Here is an 18,743-nt window from a genome sequence, read left to right as displayed (position 1 = left end):
ACGGGTGGCCTCGGACCGGACGGACCCGGGCCAGACAACCCCCGAACCCGGCAGCTCCCGAACCTGGCGACAGAACCGGACGGCCCTCGAACCGGATGGCCCTCGGACCGGGCGCCCCTCGCTCCGTGTGGCGAGCCCGTCACGCCGGGCGTAGCGTCGGCAGCCGGAGCGGCATCCCGCACGCCGCCCGCACGAACGACGGCCGCCGTCCGGAACCCTTCCGTGCCCGGCACGGCGGCCGTCACAGAGGTCCCGGAGCCGGCTCCGTCACGTCGTGCGGGCCGTCCCGGTCCCCTTCTCCGCGTCCAGCGCGTACACACAGCGGTCCTTGCTGCACGCGTACACGACACCGTCCTTGACCACGGGTGCCCCGGTGATCTCGCCGCCGGTGGCCAGCTTCCAGCGCAGGCGCCCGTCGTCGGCCTTCAGGGTGTACAGAAGGTGGTCCGTGGAGCCGAAGTGGATGCGGCCGTCGGCCACCGCCGGGGCGCCGACCAGGTCGCCCCCGGCCTGGAAGCGCCACTTCGGGGTGCCGGTGACGGCGTCCAGCGTGTACAGGCCCTTGCCGCTGCCCACGTGGACGTGGCCCGCGGCGACGAGGACCGGCTCGGTGGAGGCGCGGGACTCGGTGGCGATGCGCCAGCGGTCGCGGCCGTCGGTCGCGTCGAGGGCGTACACCGTGCCGAGGTAGTCGGCCAGGTAGACGCCACCGCCCGTCACGGCCGGGCCCGGAGCGAAGGTGGGCGGACAGAGGAAGACGGCCGGAGCCTCGAAGTGCCAGCGGACGTGACCGCTCGCCACGTCGACGGCGAGGACGCGGGTGCCTGCGGAGATGTAGGCGTAGCCGTCGGGCGCGTACGTGATGCGGACCGGTACGCCGCCGCAGGAGGCCGCGTCACCGATCGGGTACGACCAGCGCTCCTCACCCGTACGGGCCTCCAGCGCGCGCAGCCGCGCGTCCTTCCAGACGAACACCGTGCCGTCGTGGAGCGCCGGACCGGCCTCCGGGGACTCGAAGTCCGTCTGGCCGCCGCTGATCTCCCAGAGCTTCTGGCCGCTCGAGGCCTCCCAGGCCTGGATGCCGCCCCCGCGGGTGCCGGTGACGACCGTTCCGCGGTCGGCCTGCAGTGAGTAGACCCAGGCGTCCGTGGACAGGCGCCAGAGATCCGCGCCCTCCCTGGCCTCGAGCGCGAACAGCGTCGGCCCGTCGGACGCGTGGATGCGGCCGTCCGCCACTGCCATCGACCAGGCCACGTCACGGGTCTTGAAGCGGCGGCGGCCGGTCGCGACGTCGAGGGCGTGGACCTCGAAGGAGGTGACGTACACAAGGTCGTCGGCGACCGCGGGAGTGCCCCAGACGTCGTTCGACATACGGAAGCGCCAGGGGCGCCAGCCGGACGGCGAGTCGGGCGCGGGGGGCGCGACCGTGGGCGCGGGCGCCGGGTCGGCGCCGTTCGCGCCGATGCGCGGCCGGGACCAGGACGCCGCGAGTCCTGCTTCCGGGGGCGGCGCCTTCACGGCGGCCGCGCGGGCGTCCGCGACGCGCGGACCGGGACCGATGGGCACCTTGGCGCCCGCGAGGCGCACGGGGCCGGCGTCGGGCGCCCCTACGGGCACCGGGGCGTGCGAGGGAGGCGGCGGCACCACCGCGCGCCCTCCACCACTGCGTCCGCTCCCCGCGACCGGCTGCTTCACCGGAGGACGGCCCCCGCGGCGCGTCTCGATCAGGCCCACCGCCCGCTCGGGCAGCCACGCCGACGCCGTACCGCTGTCGTCGGAGCCGGAGCCGAAGAGATGGGGTGCGAGCTGGGCCTGGAGGTCGGCGGGGTTGGGGCGGGCCGTGGCGTCCATCTGCATACAGGACTCGATGAGCGGGCGCAGCTCATCGGGGAGGCCTTCGAGGTCCGGGCCCTCGCGGAGCAGCATGAAGACCGTCTCGACGGGGTTGGCGCCGTGGAAGGGGGCGTGTCCGGTCGCCGCGAAGACGAGCATCGAGCCGAGCGAGAAGACGTCGCTCGCGCCGGTCACGCTGCGCGAGTCCTTCGCCTGCTCGGGCGACATGTAGGCGGGTGTACCGACGGCGACATTGGTCATGGTCAGACGGGTGTTCGAGACACCGGACGCGATACCGAAGTCGATCACGCGGGGCCCGTCCTCGACCACCAGGACGTTGGAGGGCTTCAGGTCACGGTGGACGAGTCCCGCGCCGTGGATCGACTGCAGAGCCTCCGCGACACCCGCCGCCAGCCAGCGCACCGCCTGGGCCGGGAGCGGCCCGCACTCGTTCACTATTTCCTCGAGCGAGGGCGCGGGCACGTAGGCGGTGGCCAGCCACGGCACCGCGGCACGGGCGTCGGCGTCGACCACGGCCGCCGTGTAGAAGCCGGACACGGCGCGGGCCGCCTCGACCTCGCGCGAGAAGCGGACCCGGAACAGCTGGTCCTCGGCGAGCTCCGTCCTGACCGTCTTGATCGCCACGCGTCGGCCGGAAGCCGAGCGCGCGAGATAGACCAGCCCCATGCCGCCGGCGCCCAGCCGTCCCAGCACCTCGAACGGCCCGATCCGCCGCGGATCGTGCTGCGTCAGCTGATCCACCACTTGCCTGCCACCTCCCCGTACGGGTCGCGTCATCCACGTATGAACGCGGCCCAGTGCAGCGTCTCACCACCGCACCGCCATGGCGGCACGCACCCCGATTCTTCCTGGCCGAGCCACAGGTTGCGAACCCGGGGGCGGATCGGGGTGTCTCATGACAAAACAAACGCCCCCGCAGGAGTACGGCCGCCGGGGCGCAACGGTTCAAGGCCGAAATGCGCCCCTCACCCCAGAAGTACCCCGCCCTTCACCCCGGAAGTGCCGTCCCTCACGTCGAAATACCGTGCCCCTCACCGCAGAAGCGTTCCGTCCGCGGAGCTGAGGCATGTTCAACTTTGAAGCACCGTCACCGCTGAAGCGGCGTCACGGCTGGTCGGGGGCCGTTCACCGCTCGAGTACCGCGAACGACGCACCCTGATTGTCCGTGACGACGGCCACCCGCCCGTACGACGTGTCGAAGGGTGTCACCTGGACACGGCCGCCCAGCCGGTTCACCGTCCCGAGTGTCTCCTCGCAGTCCTCGACCCCGAAGTGGACGACGAAGTGGGGTGGCATCTCGGCCGCGAAGACCCCCGAGACGGGGACACGGCCGAAGTCGGGCGTCGCGTCGGGCCCGAACAGCGCATCGTGGAAGAGGGCGCCGTAGAAGCGGTCGACGGTCGCGGTGTCGCGCGCGTACAGCTCGGCCCAGCAGAAGGCGCGCCGCTCGTGGCGCCTGCCGAAGCCGGGATGGGTGCCGGGCTGCCACAGGCCGAACACGGCGCCCTCCGGGTCGGTTGCGAGGGCCTCCCTGCCCAGCTCGCCCGATGCGCCGACCTCCGTGGGGGCGGTGATGATCTGGCCGCCCGCCTCCGTGATCCGCCGGCTGAGCGCCACGGCGTCCGGCGTCGCGAAGTACACCGTCCACACCGTGGGCATCCGGCCGTCCCGCTTGGGCGTGAGCGCGGCCACCGGCTCGCCGTCCAGTTCGGCCCAGCCCGACGGGCCGGACTCCTCGGGGAACGTCCAGCCGAAGAGCTCGCCGTAGAAGCGCTTGCCCGCCTCCACGTCGGGAAGCTGTGCGTCGACCCAGCAGGGCACGCCCTCGGAGAACCCGGCGACAACGGCTGATTCGGCCATGCGGCCAAGCTAACGGCCCTTTCCGCATCCCGCAGAGCAGGCGCAGCCGCTCCGGTGACGCCCCGTCCCTGCTCAGAGCCCCGCACGCGGCGCGGGGCCGGAGCGAGCGCGCTCTTCCGAGAGGGGCCGCACGGCACGACGAGCACCCTGCCCGGGAGTCCGTACGGCACGACCCACCCCTCCCCGGGAGTCCGTACGACGCCACCCGCCCACTGCCGGGGGCCGCGCGGCAGCGCGCACTCCCCTCGGGTGCTCGCGGCGACACACGCCCCTTCTCCCCCGGGCGTCCGTGCGGGTCCGCGCGGATGTCACCCGGGATCGCCGGAGAAGCCCTTCGAGGACGAGCGTGAACCCCTCGCCGAACCCCCGTTGAACCCCCGCGATGTACGGCCGCACCCCATTTGCAGTCGGCCGAATCGCGCTCCGATCACCCCTCGGTAAGCTGACGGCATGACAGGACAAGTGCGTACCGTCGACGGCCGCGTGGCCGGACGACGTGGGCAGGCGACCCGGCAGAAGCTGCTCGACTGCCTCAGCGAGATGCTCAGCTCCTCGCCCTACCGGGATGTCAAAGTCATTGACGTCGCCCGGAAGGCAGGCACTTCACCGGCGACCTTCTACCAGTACTTCCCGGACGTCGAAGGCGCCGTCCTGGAGATTGCCGAGCAAATGGCGGCCGAGGGAGCCGGGTTGACCCAGCTGCTCGAAGGGCGGTCCTGGGTCGGCAAGGCCGGCTGGCAGACCGCACAGGAACTCGTCGACGGTTTCCTGGAGTTCTGGCGCAGGAACGACGCGATCCTCCGAGTCGTCGATCTCGGTGCCGCCGAGGGCGACAAGCGGTTCTACAAGATCCGCATGAAGATCCTGAACTCGGTGAACAACTCCCTTACGGACTCCGTCACCGACCTCCAGGCCAAGGGCAAGGTCGACAAGGACGTGAACCCGGCCGCGATGGCCGGCTCCCTCGTCGCCATGCTCGCGGCCGTCGCCTCGCATCAGAAGGGCTTCCAGACGTGGGGCGTCAAGCAGGCCGAACTCAAGCCGAACCTCGCGCTGTTGGTGCATCTGGGCGTGACCGGGAAGAAGCCGACGAAGTAGATTCCCGCTCCTCTTAGCCCCAGCTCCTGTCATGCGGGCGGCAGTTCACCCCGGAGGAACATTCCGGTGGGCTGCCGCCCGCTGCTGTACGGACAGGGAACCGGCCGACGGACAAAGCGAACCGCCGTCGCCGTGCGCGAAAGCTCCCGGCAGGAGAGCCGGTTCGGCCGGACCGGGCGGAACGTTCGTTCAGCTCGACCGGACCTCGCCTTCCGCGGTGCCCGTGGGCGCAGTTCGGCGCACGATCCTGAAGAGCCGTATCTCCCGGTCCACCCGGGCCTGATAGGTGGAGTACGGCGGCCAGAACGCCAGCACCGTCCTCCACGCGGCGGCCCTTTCCTCACCCACGAGGAGTCGGGCGGTCACGGGGATGTCCTCGCCCTTCCAGTTGATGACCGCGTCGGGATGAGCGAGGAGGTTCGCGGTCCAGGCCGGGTGGTCCGTACGGCCGAAGTTGGAGCCGATGAGGATCCAGCCGGCATCCGCGGCGGCACCCAACGCGTCGCCCTCCGGCATACAGGCCAGCGGGGTGCGGCGCTCCAGCCCGCTCTTGGCCCCGCGCGCGGTCAGGACGATCCCCGGCAGCATCTGGGCGCTGAGCAGCACCTGTCCGCGCGTCAGCCGGTGCACGGCACGGTCGAGGGCAGGAATGAGGTGGGGGGCCACCCTGGCGAAGGTCCGGGTCGAGGAGACCCTCTGCACCAGCCGCACACCGGGAATCCGCCTCGCCCCGGTCCCCGTACCCGCCCTCCCATCGGTGCCGCTTCCCGAACCGGTCCCCGTACGCGAACGCCTGGCCGCTGCCATCAGACCGCCACCTCCCCGCCGTCGAAGAGACGCGCGGCGTCGGCGGCGTGCGCGCGCAACCGGTGCACGGGGCCGAAGAGCAGTTCGTCGCCGGACGCGCGCTTGAAGTACAGATGGGCGTCGTGCTCCCAGGTGAAGCCGATGCCGCCGTGCAGTTGGATGCCCTCGGAGGCGGCGGTGCGCAGCGACTCCAGCGCCTGGGCGAGCGCGAGTCCGCCCACCCGCTCGCCGCCCGCCCCGGCGGCCCACGCCGCGTAGTACGCCGCCGAGCGTGCCGACCGCACCCCCACGTACACATCCGCGAGCCGGTGCTTGACCGCCTGGAAGGAGCCGATCGCCCGCCCGAACTGCTCCCGTCGGCGCACGTATTCGACGGTGCGTTCCAGCGCGCGGTCGGCGGCGCCCACGGCCTCGACGGCGAGTACGGCGGCGGCGGTGTCCCCGACGGCGGCCAGCGCGGACGGCACGTCGGCCTGCTCGTCGCCCAGCAACTCGGCTTCCACGTGCCGCAGTTCGAGCCGGGCCTGCGGCCGTGTCCCGTCCAAGGACGTCTGCCTGGCGCGTACGAGCCCCTCGGCACCGGCCCTCACCAGGAACAGCAGCGTCCGCGACCGCGCGAACCCGCCGGTGTGCGCGGCCACCACCAGCAGCCCGGCGCTGTGCCCGTCGAGCACCTGCGCCGCCTGCCCGTAGAGCCGCCACCCGCCGTCCGCCCGGCGCGCCTGCACGCCCCCGGCGCGCCCGCCGCCGGCCCAGTCGCCGCGGTTGTCACCGACCAGTCCGAGAGCGGTCGCCAGGCCCGCGCCCGGTACCGCGAGGGCGGCGGTGAGCGCGCCGGAGGCCAGCCGCGGCAACAGGGCGAGACGCTGATCCTCGGCGCCGAGGGCCATGATCAGCGGGGCGGTGAGAACGGCGGTGGCCAGCAGCGGCGAGGGGGCGAGGGCGCGGCCCGACTCCTCGCAGGCGAGGGCGAGTTCGGTCACCGAGCAGCCGACGCCGCCGTACGTCTCGGGGAGTGCGAGACCGGGCAGCCCGAGCTGCCGCGCGAGGGCTTCCCAGAGCGCGGGGTCATAGCCGTCGGGGGTCCGTTCGGCGGCCCTCAGCTCTTCCGGGCCGCACCGTTTCACCAGCAACTCCCGCAGCGTACGGCGGATTTCCTCCTGCTCCGCGGTGAGATGGGCATCCATGGGCGGGCTCCTCCCTCGGGCAGCGGACACGGACGACAGGCACCGGACGATGGACCCGGCCGACGGACACCGGCCGAACGGACACCGGCCGAACGGACACGGGCCGAACGGACACGGGCCGAACGGACACGGGCCGAACGGACACGGGCCGAGGGGTGGTCGGCCGCCCGGCCATCCGCTCCGCCCGGACCGAGCCCGGACCCTTCGGGCCCATTCGGGGCCCTTCGGACCCCCGCTGGATCTGACGGGCCGTCATATTAGGGCGGAGGGTTCCAGATGCACAGGGGTGCGACCGCCTCCCGGCGGGGCAGTTATCTGATGTACCGTCAGATTCATGACGCATGCCACCCCGGTCCACAGCCGTCGAAAGGTCGCCGTCGTCGGCATATCCCTGTCCGACTGCGGCCGCGTGGACGAGGCGACCCCGTACACCCTGCACGCCCAGGCCGCGCGCCGAGCGGTGGCCGACTCCGGCCTGGACCGCTCGGTGATCGACGGTTTCGCCTCGGCGGGCCTCGGCACCCTCGCTCCCGCCGAAGTGGCGGAATACCTGGGACTGCGCCCCACGTGGGTCGACTCGACCTCCGTCGGAGGGTCCACCTGGGAGGTCATGGCGGCCCACGCGGCCGACGCGATCGCGGTGGGCCACGCCGAGGCCGTCCTGCTCGTCTACGGCTCCACGGCCCGCGCCGACATCAGGGCGGGCCGCCGCACCGGCAACCTGTCGTTCGGTGCCCGGGGCCCGCTCCAGTTCGAGGTCCCGTACGGCCACACCCTCATCGCCAAGTACGCGATGGCCGCGCGCCGCCACATGCACACGTACGGCACCACGCTCGAACAGCTCGCGTCGGTCGCCGTCCAGGCCCGCGCGAACGCCGCCCGCAACCCGGAGGCGATGTTCCGCGACCCGGTGACCGTCGACGAGGTCCTGGCCGGGCCGGTGATCGCGGACCCCTTCACCAAGCTGCACTGCTGCATCCGCTCGGACGGCGGCGCGGCGGTGCTGCTGGCGGCCGAGGAGTACGTACGCGACTGCCGTACGGCCCCGGTGTGGGTGCTCGGCACCGGCGAACACGTCTCCCACACCACCATGTCCGAGTGGGCGGACTTCACCGTCTCCCCGGCGGCGGTGAGCGGCCGGCTCGCCTTCGAGCGGGCCGGAATCCGCCCGGACGAGATCGACTTCGCCGAGATCTACGACGCCTTCACCTACATGACCCTCGTGACCCTGGAGGACCTCGGCTTCTGTCCCAAGGGCGAGGGCGGATCCTTCGTGGACGCCTCGAAGGGGCGGCTGCTGGTGGACGGAGAACTGCCGGTGAACACCGACGGGGGCGGCCTGTCGGCCCAACACCCCGGAATGCGCGGCCTGTTCCTGCTGGTGGAGGCCGTACGGCAGCTGCGGGGCGAGCTGCCGGAGGAACGGCAGGTGCGCCGCCCCGACGGCACACTGCCCCAGCTGGCGGTGGCCTCCGGGACGGGAGGCTGGTTCTGCTCGTCGGGGACGGTGGTGCTGGGACGGGGATGAGCGGATCGGGGAGGGCGGCCCCTGTCCGCGCTCACCTGGTCGACACGGGCGGCGCGGCGGCGTCGGCCCGCCCCGAGTGATACTCGGAGGCATGGAACCGGATCTTCATGAGCTGCTGAGATCACTGCGGGTATGGGACACGGAGCTGCCCGGCTTCGCGCCGGAGGAGCCACCGGCGGACCCGCTGGCCCTGTTCACCCGGTGGTTCGCGGAGGCGGTGGCGGCGGGGCAGACCGAACCCCACACGATGTCGCTGGCGACGGCTGACGAGGACGGACTGCCCGACGTCCGGACGGTGATGCTGCACGGCGCGGACGCCCGGGGCTGGGCGTTCGCCTCCCACGTGACGAGCCGCAAGGGACGACAGCTCGCCGCACGGCCGTACGCCGCCCTCGGCTTCTACTGGCCGGCCCAGGGACGCCAGATCCGGCTCCGCGGCCCCGTCACCGTCGCGCCGCCCGAGGAGGGCCAGGCGGACCTGCACGCCCGCTCCACGGGGGCGCTGGCCGCAGCGCTGGTCGGCCGCCAGAGCGAAGTCCTGCCCTCGCGCGCGGAGTTGGACCGCGCGTCGGAGGCCGCCTGGGAACGGGCCGAGAGCGCCCCGGACTCCCCCGCCCCCACCTGGACCCTCTACCGCCTGCGCCCGGACGAGGTGGAGTTCTTCCAGGGGGACACCCGCCGACGCCACGCACGGCTCGTCTACCGCCGCGCGGACCCCGGCTGGGCCACGGAGCTGCTGTGGCCGTGACACCCACGCCGACCACGGGCACGACGTCCGGAGCGCCGCCCGGAGGACCGTCCTGCCCGCCGTCGGACATCCCGTCCGCCGTCGTACGTCACGTCCGCGCGACGTCGTCCGTGAAGTCATACGTCGCGAAATCCGAGACGGGTCGGTAGCCGATGCGCTGGTACAGGCCGTTGCTGGTCGGGTTGGCGAGGTCGGTGAAGAGGAGCACGTCCTGGACGCCGGCGGCGACCGCGGCGCGGCTCACCTCGGCGGTGACGGCACCGGCGTAGCCACGGCCGCGCAGGTGGGCCGGGGTGTAGACGGGAGCGACGCGCACCTGCCCGGCGATCGGGGCCGACCCGCCCGCCATGGCGACGGGGGTGCCTTCGGGGTCTTCCCAGAGGGTGATGCCGCCGTAGGAGATCCGGTCGTCGGCCCAGGCGCCGGCGTCGCGGTACCCGCCTTCGCCGATGGCCTCGGCGAACTCCGCGTACCACTGGGCGAGCAGGTCACGGTCGGCCTCGCCCGCGACCCTGGCCCGGCCGGGCGGCGCGGGCTCGGGCACCGCCAGGTCGCCGAGCCGGTACAACCGCTCGCCCCGCAGCAGCACCGGCGTCGCTCCGGCCCTCCGCCGCCAGGCCTCGGCGAAGGCCGCGGCGGTGTCCGTGTCGGCGGAGACACCCGGGACCTCGATCTCCGCGTGCACGAGCAGCGCGGCGAGCGTGTCCGCGTCCCGCTCGTCCAGCGAGGTGAGGTTCAGCCGGTACGGCGGCGTCCGGAAGAGGGTCGCCCGGACCGCCCCGTCCCGCTCCAGCGCTCCGAAGACCGGCGCGGCCTCTCCGAACGCACTCGTTCCCCGTCGTCGCAGCGCGTCCGTCACGGTCAGCGCGACGGTGTGCTGCGCGGGTCGCGACCGGAGAAAGTCCCCGGCCCGGCCGAGAAACGCGTCGAGGTCATGGGTGAGCTGCCAGTCGTACGCGGCGGAGGTCATGTCCGATGATCCCGTGGAGCCACCGTGCCGTGCCTCCGATTTTCGGGGGCGCTCGCCCCGGCTCCGGGGAGGGACACCCCGGCTCGCACTCACCCGTCCGGGCGGGTTCCGGAGCGACTCGTCGCCGCGCGCGGCGGACCTCGAGCCTCACCGCGCCGGCGCGGGCCCCCGGCCCGTACCGTGCCGGCGCGCGTTCCCGAGCCTCAGCAGGTCGGCGTGGCCCCCGCCCTCACCGCGCCGGCGTGGGCTCCGGATCCGTGGCCAGCCGTCCGTGCAGGTGCACGTCGCGGAACGCGTCGTGGCGACCCGCCTCGAACATCGCGCCGCGCAGCGTCCCCTCGTGCCGGAATCCGCAGCGCTCGGCGACGCGGCAGGACACCTCGTGGCCCACGGCATGGCCGAGGTCGAGGCGGTGCAGGGCGAGGTCGGTGAAGCCGTAGCGGGCCGCGAGGGTGAGGGCGCGGGTGGCGACCTGGCGGCCGCGGGACTCCGGGAGGACCCAGTAGCCGACGCGGGCGCAGCTCATGACGTGGTCGATCTCGTTGACGCCGATGTGTCCCAGCGGCTCGCCGGTCTCCGCGTCCGTCACGCAGAAGGAGACCCCGGTGCCGTTCGTCGCCCCCGCGACGCGCGACCGGAGGGCCTCACGGGCGGCGTCGATGTCCCGGACGAATCTGAGCGGGGTGTTCCAGCGCTGGAACTCGGGATCGGCCAGACCGTGCAGATACGCCGAGACGTCGGCGTCGGACTCCGGGTCCCAGGGGCGCAGCCGCAGACCGAGGCCTGTCAGCTCGGGGAAGGGGTGGACGGCGAAGGTCTCATGGACATCGGACATCCAGCCATTCAAACCGTTCCACGCCCACGGGTCACTCCCTGAGCGGGCCGGGGCCCCCGGAAGCCCCCCGAAGCAGCCCCGCCTTCCGCACCGGAGTGGGCCGGTCTCCGTCGCGTGACGCCGGCCGGAACACGGGGACCCCCGCCCGGAAGGCGACCTCCAGGCCCATCCCGATCCGCAGTGCCGCCTCCTCGCACGCGACCACCTCGGTCATCATCCGGGGACCCTCCGCCAGGTCGACGACGGCGGCGACGTACGGCACGCGTTCGCCGAACGGCGCCAGGTCGTTGCGGTGGACGACGGACCAGGTGTAGAGCGTGGCGCGGCCACTCGCGGGCCGCCAGCTCACGTCCTCGCTCCAGCAGTGCGGGCAGAACTCCCGGGGGTAGTGGTGAGCGCGGTCGCAGGCCGCGCAGTGCCGGATCAGCAGCCGCCCCTCGGCCGCCGCGTCCCAGTACGGCCGGGTGAAGGCGTCCACCTCGGGCACGTCGAACCCACCACCGGAACCCACCGTGCCCACGGAACGCGCCGCGCCCGACACCCCCGCGAAGCCCGCCGCTCCGGGCACTCCCGCAGAGCCCGACGCTCCGGTCGGACCCGGTGCTCCCGGTGCTTCCCCGGAGCCCGGTTCCCTCGCCGGGCCCACCGCGCCCCCGCGCTCCGCGAACCCGGTCATTGGAAGAGCCCCAGCGCGTTGTCCAGCGACCACGTCTGCCAGGACATCCCGAACAGCCCCACGGCCGAGACCAGCGCCATCATCGCGTTCTGCCCCTGCTCCGCCCAGTCGTGGATCATGAGCGTGAAGTAGAGGACGTTGAGGAGCAGCCCTCCGATCAGGGCGACGGGTGTCAGCAGTCCGGCCACCAGCCCGAGGCCGAGGGCCAGCTCCGCGTACACGACGACGTACGCCATGGTCCGCGGGCGCGGGGCGACGACCGTGTCGAAGCCGGACCGCACGGCGTTCCACCGGTGCTTGGCCGCGACGTCCGCCGCCCACGCGATCCCGGTCCCCCGCTCGAACCAGCCCCTCTTGTCCTTGTGCCGCCAGCTCTCCAGCCACCACAGCCCGAGCCCGATACGGAGCACGGCCAGCCATTCCGCCCCGCCGAGCCAGATTGTGTCCATGGCCGAACCTCCCGCAGTGCTGCCGGATCTGACGGAACGTCAGTTTCGATGCACCGGGGCGCCCGCGCAAGAGGCCGGCGCCCCCCGGCGAGCCGTACGCGTCCCCCGCACCACCGATGCGCCACCGACCCCGCACCCGTTTCCCCCTCCCCAATGGGGGGCGCTCGGAGCCGACTTCGCGCTCCCGCAAAGGACGTACACCCCGGCGCTCACCTGCGGCGACGACGCTCTTTTCGCACACCCCCACCACACCCGAGTGATCTACGCCACCAGTCGCACGCACTCCCCCCACAGCCGTGACCAGTTCGCAACCGATTCCGGTCTTGACCGAGACCTATCAACCGAAGTCGTGATTACGCTCGCGCTCATGGCCGACTCGACTGCTTCCACGAACTCCCCCACGGTGCCGTCCCACGAGGACCGCCCCGTGTACGTGATCGGGGGCGGCCCTGGAGGGCTCGCGGCGGCGTACGCGTTGCGCGCCCGGGGCGTACGGGCTGTCGTGCTCGAGAAGTCGGACCAGGTCGGCGCGTCCTGGCGGCGCCACTACGACCGGCTGCACCTGCACACCACCCGGCGGCTGTCCGCGCTGCCGGGGCTGCCGATGCCGCGCTCGTTCGGGCGGTGGGTGTCGCGCGACGACGTGGTGCGCTATCTGGAGAAGTACGCCGAGCACCACGAGCTGGAGATCGTCACGGGCGTCGAGGTCTCGCGCGTCGAGCCCGCCCCGGGCGGCGACGGCTGGCTGCTGCACGCCACCGGCGGCCGCGAGTTGACCGGCAGCGCGGTGGTCGTGGCGACCGGCTACAACCACACCCCGCGCATCCCCGACTGGCCCGGCCGCGACACCTACACCGGCGAGCTGCTGCACGCCGGCGAGTACCGCAACCCCGCCCCCTACGCGGGCCGCGACGTCCTCGTCGTCGGCGTCGGCAACACGGGCGCCGAGATCGCCGTGGACCTGATCGAGGGCGGCGCCTCGCGCGTCAGACTGTCCGTGCGCACCGCGCCGCACATCGTGCGCCGCTCGACGGCGGGCTGGGCCGCGCAGTTCACGGGCATTCTCGTACGACGGCTGCCGGTGCGCCTGGTGGACGGGCTGGCCGGGCCGATGGCGCGGCTGAGCGTGCCCGACCTGGCGGCGCAGGGTCTGCCCCGTCCCGCCACGGGCCTCTACTCCCGTGTCAAAGAGGGCTCCATCCCCGTCCAGGACGTCGGCCTCATCGACGCCGTCCGCAAGGGGAAGGTCGAGATCGTCGCCGCGGTGGACAGCTTCGAGGACGGCAAGGCCGTGCTCGCCGACGGGAGCCGGATCGGCCCGGACGTCGTGATCGCCGCGACGGGATACGCGCGCGCCCTGGAGGACGTCGTCGGACACCTCGACGTGCTCGACGGCCGCGGGCGCCCGGTCGTGCAGGGCGGACTCACCCCGAAGAACGCGCCCGGCCTGTACTTCACCGGCTTCACCAACCCCATCAGCGGCATGTTCCGCGAACTCGCCCTCGACGCCATGAAGATCGCGAAGGCGGTCGCCCGGCACACCTCCAAGACCCGGGCCAAGTCCCCCGCCTCCCACTGACACACCCGACCGACGGGCCCGCCACCCGTCACCGCCCGACCCGCACCCCGGCCGACGCACCCGCCCCCCACCGCCGCCCGACGCACCCGGTCGGCGAACACCCCACTCACCGCCGCCGGACCCGCGCCTCGACCGACGGGCCCGCCACCCGTCGCCGCCCGACTCACCGGGTCGGTCAACACGCCACCCAGCGTGAACACCACCGCCCACCGCGGCGAGCCGGTGCCGGGAGGCACGTCATGCCCGCCGAGCGGGTGCCGCCGCACCTTCCGCTCGTCCCGCGCCGGACACCCACGGACAGGTCGCCCCTGGCCGCCCGCCAGGGAGTGGCCTTCGGCCACTGCTGTCGGCCGTGCCCGTCTGCCGCTCATCCACGGGTTCCCCCGCCGCGTGGGGCGGGTACGTACCGGGTGCCCGCCGCGCGCCTTCGCGCACCCGGCATCCGACCCACCCGCTCCCCCTCCGCAGCCTTTGCCTGCACAACGGTTCCTGACACGGCGTCAGTTAGTTAATCTGACACTGCGTCAGTTAACAGTTGGCTGTCACACAGGAGCGGGCGGACCGATGCTTGGATCAACCCACGGCACCCTCACCACCGACTCCCGCCGGGCCCGGGTCATCGCCTGCGGCGAGCAACCTTCTCCGGTCGTGCACGGACGGCCGGCCGAGATCGACGACCTGGACGTCAGCGGTCGCCCGCTGTACGCCGACGCACCCGATCTGGACCGCTTCTTCCGTCCCGGGTCCGTGGCCGTGATCGGCGCCTCGGACACCGAGGGACGGCCGAACACCGGGATCACCCGGCAGCTGATCGGCTGGGCGGAGCGGGTCGGCGCCAGACTGCACCCGGTGCACCCCACCCGCCGGACCGTCTTCGGCCTGCCGTGCGTCCCTTCCGTCGCGGACCTGCCGGAGCAGGTGGATCTGGCCGTGCTCCTCGTCGGCGACCCCCTTCCGGTGATCGACGAACTGGCCGAGGCCAAGGTGAAGTTCGCCGTCGCCTTCGCCTCCGGGTTCGCGGAGACCGGGGCCGAGGGCGCCGCCGCGCAGACCCGGCTCGCCGCCGCCGTGCGCCGCTCCGGTCTGCGGCTGCTCGGACCCAACACCAACCTCAACGCCTTCGAGAACTTCCGCGACGACCTCGACGGCCCCGCGATCGCCCTCATCACCCAGTCCGGCCATCAGGGGCGGCCGGTGTTCGCGATGCAGCAGCTGGGCGTCCGCCTCTCCCACTGGGCGCCCACCGGCAACGAGGCCGACCTGGAGACCGCCGACTTCATCTCCTACTTCTCCGAGCGGCCCGAGGTCGGTGCCATCGCCTGCTACGTCGAGGGGCTCAAGGACGGCCGCTCCTTTCTGCTCGCCGCCGACCGTGCCGCCCGGCGTGGAGTGCCCGTCGTCGCGGTCAAGGTCGGCCGTACCGAGACCGGCGCCCGCACCGCCGCCTCACACACCGGCAAGCTGACCGGCGCCGACACCGTGGTGGATGCCGCGATGCGGCAGTACGGCGTGATCCGCGTCGACGGACTCGACGAACTCCAGGACACCGCGGCCCTGTTGGCGCGGGCCCGCGCACCGCAGGCCGAAGGGATCGTCGTCTATTCGATCTCGGGCGGCACGGGCGCGCACTTCGCGGACCTGGCGAGCGGTGCGGGACTGAACCTGCCGGTCCTCTCCGCCGCCAAACAGGCCGAGCTGCACACCTGGATACCCGACTACCTGAACGTCGCCAACCCGGTCGACAACGGTGGCCACCCGGTCGGCGACTGGCGCGGGCGGAAGATCATCGACGCGATCCTCGCCGACCCCGCCGTAGGCGTGCTGATCTGCCCCATCACCGGGCCCTTCCCGCCGATGAGCGACAAGCTGGCGCAGGACCTGGTGGACGCGGCGGAGCAGACGGACAAGCTGGTGTGCGTGGTGTGGGGATCGCCGGTCGGCACGGAGGCGGCGTACCGCGAGACCCTGCTCGGGTCCTCCCGGGTCGCCACCTTCCGTACGTTCTCCAACTGCATCACCGCCGTACGCGCCCACCTCGACCACGCGCGGTTCACCGCCGCCTACCGCTCGCCCTTCGACGAGGCCCCGCGCACCCCGTCGCCCTCCTTCCGCAAGGCGCAGGCTCTGATGCGCCCGGGCCAGCAGCTGAGCGAACACGCGGCCAAGCAGCTGCTGCGGGCGTACGGAATCCGCGTACCGCGCGAGCAGTTGGTGACCAGCGCGGCGGCGGCCGTGCGGGCGGCGAGCCAGGTCGGCTACCCGGTGGTCATGAAGGCTTCCGGCGCGCAGATCGCCCACAAGACCGAACTCGGCCTGGTCAAGATCGGGTTGACCTCCGCCAGCCAGGTCCGCGACGCCTATCGCGAGCTCACCGACATCGCCCGCTACGAAGGCATCTCCCTCGACGGCGTCCTCGTGTGCCAGATGGTCGAACGGGGCGTCGAGATGGTCGTCGGCGTCACGCACGACCCGCTCTTCGGTCCGACCGTGACCGTCGGGCTCGGCGGGGTCCTCGTCGAGGTGCTGCGCGACGCCGCCGTACGCGTGCCTCCGTTCGCCGAGGACCAGGCGCTGGCCATGCTGTCCGAGCTGCGGGGGCGGGTGCTCCTCGACGGGGTGCGCGGAGGTCCGCCGGTGGACGTGGACGCGCTGGTCGAGGTCGTCATCCGGGTGCAGCGCATGGCGCTCGAACTCGGGGACGACATCGCGGAGCTGGACATCAATCCACTGATGGTGCTGCCGCGCGGGCAGGGAGCCGTGGCACTGGACGCGCTGGTGCTGTGCCGCTGAGCGGACGCCGGCACGGCCCCGCGCACCGGCACGGGCCCCCGCACCGGCCCGCCGACGCGCACCGGCCGGGTCCCGTCCACCGCTCGGCAGACCCGCCCCCGACCGCCGTACGAAACGGAGCACCCCCATGACCGATTCCCCCCGTGCGCCCCGCGAGGCTCCCGGATCCCCAGGGACCGGGAGCCACGCATCTCACGAATCAACCGAAAAGTCCCTCGACTCATTGATACGTCACGCCACTGACAACGCCGTCTCGTGGATCACCCTCGACCGGCCCGAGGCGATGAACGCGCTCACCTGGGACCAGCGGGAACGCGTGATCGCGCTGCTCGCGACAGCGTCCGCCGACCCCGGCGTGCGGGCCGTGGTGATCACGGCGACCGGCCGCGGGTTCTGCGCGGGCGCGGACCTGCGGGGCGGTCCGCCCGCCGGGGAGCGGGTGCCCGGCGATGTCGCCCGCACCATCCGGCTGGGCGCGCAGCGCCTGATCGCCGCCGTCCTCGACTGCGAGAAGCCGGTGATCGCGGCCGTCAACGGCACGGCGGCGGGGATCGGCGCGCATCTCGCCTTCGCGTGCGACCTCGTCCTCGCGGCCGAACCGGCCAGGTTCATCGAGGTGTTCGTGCGCCGCGGTCTCGTACCGGACGGCGGCGGGGCTTATCTGCTGCCCCGCCTCGTCGGTCCCCAGCGGGCCAAGGAGCTGATGTTCTTCGGCGACGCGCTGAGCGCCGCGGACGCGGAACGGATCGGGCTCGTCAACAGGGTCGTACCGCCCGAGGCGCTGGAGAAGACGGCGCGCGAGTGGTCCGAGCGGCTCGCGGCCGGGCCGACCCGCGCCATCGCCCTCACCAAGCAGCTGGTCAACGCCTCCCTGGACGCCGACCGCGGCAGCGCCTTCGCGGCGGAGGCGGCGGCGCAGGAGATCAACATGACGACGGTGGACGCCAACGAGGGCGTGGCGAGCTTCGCGGAACGGCGGACCCCCCGCTACGAGGGCCGCTGACGGAGCCCGGCTCCAGCGGCCAGAGCCCGGCCGGCCCGGCCGGAAGCAGGACCCGCCCGTTCAGCCCCGCCGGCCCAATCGGTCCCCAACCCCGCCAGCCCCGCCGGTCCCCAGCCCTCCAGCCATGCCGGTGTCCTCCAGACCTACCAGTCCTGCCGGCCCCGCCAGTGCCTCCAGCCCTGTCAGTCCCACCAGAACTGCCAGGCCGGCCAGCCCCGCCAGTCGTTCAGTCCCGTTCAGTCCTGCTTGAGGATGCGCAGATCTCCCGAGTCGGGGTCGCCGAACAGCACGAACAGTTCCGGGTGGGCCACGGTGCCGCCTATGGTCCAGTACGTGTCGTGGCCGCAGTGCCCGACGCGGACGACGACGCCGTCCCGTGGGTCGTCGCCGCCCCCGTCGGCGTACGGGTCGTAGCGGCCGCCGGTGTCGAGGGACCACTTGCCCGTGCCGTCGCAGCGCGTGAACTCCTTGGTGGCCACGTCCCCGAACTCGGGCTGGGCGGGCACCGCCCGCAGTTCCGCCCGTCCCTCGGGGCGCAGCCGCAGCACGGCCCCGTGATCACCGCGCCAGACGCCGGTGAGCTGGTCGGAGCCGAGCTTCGGGGGCTCGTACTCCTGGATGAGCCCCGCGGCCAGGCCCACTGTGCCCGCCGCGGCGACCAGTCCGCAGGCCCCGAGGGCCGCGAGCGCCGAGCGGAACCAGACGCGGTGACCGCTCGGCCGATGTCCGGTGGCTCCTTGGCGCCGGCGCACGAGGGCGACACCCAGGGTCGGCGGGACACCGGACACGGCGATCAGCAGGGCCGTGGCACCGGTGGGCGCGAGGCCGCCGAGCACGACCGCGAGGGTGGCCCAGAGGGTGCCGAGCACCAGCACGAAAGCCAGGTGCCAGGCGCTCTCGGGGCCGGGTGCGCGCCGGGTCACCAGCCGGGCGAGCGAGGCCGCGGGCATCGTGTACGCCACCGTGTGCAGCAGTCCGAGGACGGCGAGCAGCGGCGGCCCGAAGACCAGCAGGCACAGGAACCCGACGGCGGCGGGTCCACCGCCCAGTCCCACGCCGTGGTCGTCGTCGTCGAACGTCCCGACCCACCAGACGGCGACCGCGACCGCGAACTGTGCCGCGCAGACCGCCGCGGCGAGACTGACCTCGAAGCCGGACCATGCCGATCGGGGGCGCGCTGGCCGCCCGGAATCTCCCCACCCCATGGGGCGAAAGATACGGGGGTGAAACACGGGCCTCTCCGAGGGGGGCCCGCCATCGGAAGCGGGGGCTTCCCGCCCCTCGCTCCGGCGGGTCTCGCCGGGGCCGCCGTCCCCGACCTGTCGCGCTGCCGACGACCCGGCCTCCCGAACCCCTTCC

15 protein-coding genes are annotated in these 18,743 nt (G+C 73.1%); 6 read left to right on the top strand and 9 right to left on the bottom strand.

Going from position 1 to position 18,743, the window contains the following annotated elements; all coding sequences use genetic code 11:
- Positions 1-267: 267 nt before the first annotated feature.
- Positions 268-2,598 carry an outer membrane protein assembly factor BamB family protein gene (locus ACWD68_RS25495; RefSeq protein ID WP_451808762.1) on the bottom strand — a complete coding sequence of 777 codons (2,331 nt, stop codon included), beginning with the start codon at positions 2,596-2,598 and terminating at the stop codon, positions 268-270.
- Positions 2,599-2,979: 381 nt separating this feature from the next.
- The gene (locus ACWD68_RS25490) at positions 2,980-3,714 is read right to left on the bottom strand and encodes a VOC family protein (RefSeq protein WP_451808761.1); all 735 of its coding nucleotides are present in this window, start codon (positions 3,712-3,714) and stop codon (positions 2,980-2,982) included.
- A 462-nt stretch (positions 3,715-4,176) separates the two neighbouring features.
- Between ACWD68_RS25490 and ACWD68_RS25485 the strand changes: the two genes are divergently transcribed.
- Positions 4,177-4,812, top strand: a complete 636-nt coding sequence (locus ACWD68_RS25485; RefSeq protein WP_451808783.1) for a TetR family transcriptional regulator — start codon at positions 4,177-4,179, stop codon at positions 4,810-4,812.
- A gap of 189 nt (positions 4,813-5,001) precedes the next feature.
- On the opposite strand, the gene ACWD68_RS25480 is transcribed toward ACWD68_RS25485, so the two are convergent.
- A complete protein-coding gene (locus ACWD68_RS25480) occupies positions 5,002-5,532 on the bottom strand; it encodes a nitroreductase family deazaflavin-dependent oxidoreductase (RefSeq protein WP_451808782.1) in 531 nt (176 codons plus the stop codon).
- Between the two features lie 86 nt (positions 5,533-5,618).
- Positions 5,619-6,806 carry an acyl-CoA dehydrogenase family protein gene (locus ACWD68_RS25475; RefSeq protein WP_451808760.1) on the bottom strand — a complete coding sequence of 396 codons (1,188 nt, stop codon included), beginning with the start codon at positions 6,804-6,806 and terminating at the stop codon, positions 5,619-5,621.
- A 334-nt stretch (positions 6,807-7,140) separates the two neighbouring features.
- On the opposite strand from ACWD68_RS25475, the gene ACWD68_RS25470 reads away from it, so the two are divergent.
- Positions 7,141-8,334 (top strand): thiolase C-terminal domain-containing protein, encoded by a 1,194-nt coding sequence (locus ACWD68_RS25470; RefSeq protein ID WP_451808759.1) that lies wholly within the window; start codon positions 7,141-7,143, stop codon positions 8,332-8,334.
- Positions 8,335-8,425: 91 nt separating this feature from the next.
- The gene (locus tag ACWD68_RS25465; protein ID WP_451808758.1) at positions 8,426-9,082 is read left to right on the top strand and encodes a pyridoxine/pyridoxamine 5'-phosphate oxidase; all 657 of its coding nucleotides are present in this window, start codon (positions 8,426-8,428) and stop codon (positions 9,080-9,082) included.
- Positions 9,083-9,170: 88 nt separating this feature from the next.
- Here the strand turns inward: ACWD68_RS25465 and ACWD68_RS25460 are convergent, their stop codons facing one another.
- The 4 genes from ACWD68_RS25460 to ACWD68_RS25445 form a co-directional block, all read right to left on the bottom strand.
- A complete protein-coding gene (locus tag ACWD68_RS25460) occupies positions 9,171-10,052 on the bottom strand; it encodes a GNAT family N-acetyltransferase (protein ID WP_451808757.1) in 882 nt (293 codons plus the stop codon).
- A 229-nt stretch (positions 10,053-10,281) separates the two neighbouring features.
- Positions 10,282-10,887, bottom strand: a complete 606-nt coding sequence (locus tag ACWD68_RS25455) for a GNAT family N-acetyltransferase (protein ID WP_451808756.1) — start codon at positions 10,885-10,887, stop codon at positions 10,282-10,284.
- A 31-nt stretch (positions 10,888-10,918) separates the two neighbouring features.
- Positions 10,919-11,407, bottom strand: a complete 489-nt coding sequence (locus tag ACWD68_RS25450) for a Zn-ribbon domain-containing OB-fold protein (protein WP_451808781.1) — start codon at positions 11,405-11,407, stop codon at positions 10,919-10,921.
- 152 nt (positions 11,408-11,559) lie between these two features.
- Entirely contained in the window at positions 11,560-12,012 is a 453-nt protein-coding gene (locus ACWD68_RS25445; RefSeq protein WP_451808755.1) for a DoxX family protein, read from the bottom strand.
- 367 nt (positions 12,013-12,379) lie between these two features.
- Between ACWD68_RS25445 and ACWD68_RS25440 the strand changes: the two genes are divergently transcribed.
- The 3 genes from ACWD68_RS25440 to ACWD68_RS25430 all read left to right on the top strand — a co-directional run bounded on the left by ACWD68_RS25440 (position 12,380) and on the right by ACWD68_RS25430 (position 17,384).
- Positions 12,380-13,591, top strand: coding sequence for a flavin-containing monooxygenase (locus ACWD68_RS25440; protein WP_451808754.1), 1,212 nt, complete (start codon positions 12,380-12,382; stop codon positions 13,589-13,591).
- 564 nt (positions 13,592-14,155) lie between these two features.
- Complete coding sequence (locus tag ACWD68_RS25435) at positions 14,156-16,381, top strand: acetate--CoA ligase family protein (RefSeq protein ID WP_451808753.1); 2,226 nt, start codon at positions 14,156-14,158, stop codon at positions 16,379-16,381.
- A 127-nt stretch (positions 16,382-16,508) separates the two neighbouring features.
- A complete protein-coding gene (locus tag ACWD68_RS25430; RefSeq protein WP_451808752.1) occupies positions 16,509-17,384 on the top strand; it encodes an enoyl-CoA hydratase/isomerase family protein in 876 nt (291 codons plus the stop codon).
- Positions 17,385-17,620: 236 nt separating this feature from the next.
- Here ACWD68_RS25430 and ACWD68_RS25425 read toward each other — a convergent pair whose 3' ends face one another.
- The gene (locus tag ACWD68_RS25425; RefSeq protein WP_451808751.1) at positions 17,621-18,589 is read right to left on the bottom strand and encodes a hypothetical protein; all 969 of its coding nucleotides are present in this window, start codon (positions 18,587-18,589) and stop codon (positions 17,621-17,623) included.
- Positions 18,590-18,743 lie beyond the last annotated feature (154 nt).

This window comes from Streptomyces sp. NPDC005141, from assembly GCF_053599975.1.
Note: the sequence above shows the minus strand (reverse complement) of the source record. Positions and strands in the feature narration are given on the sequence as shown.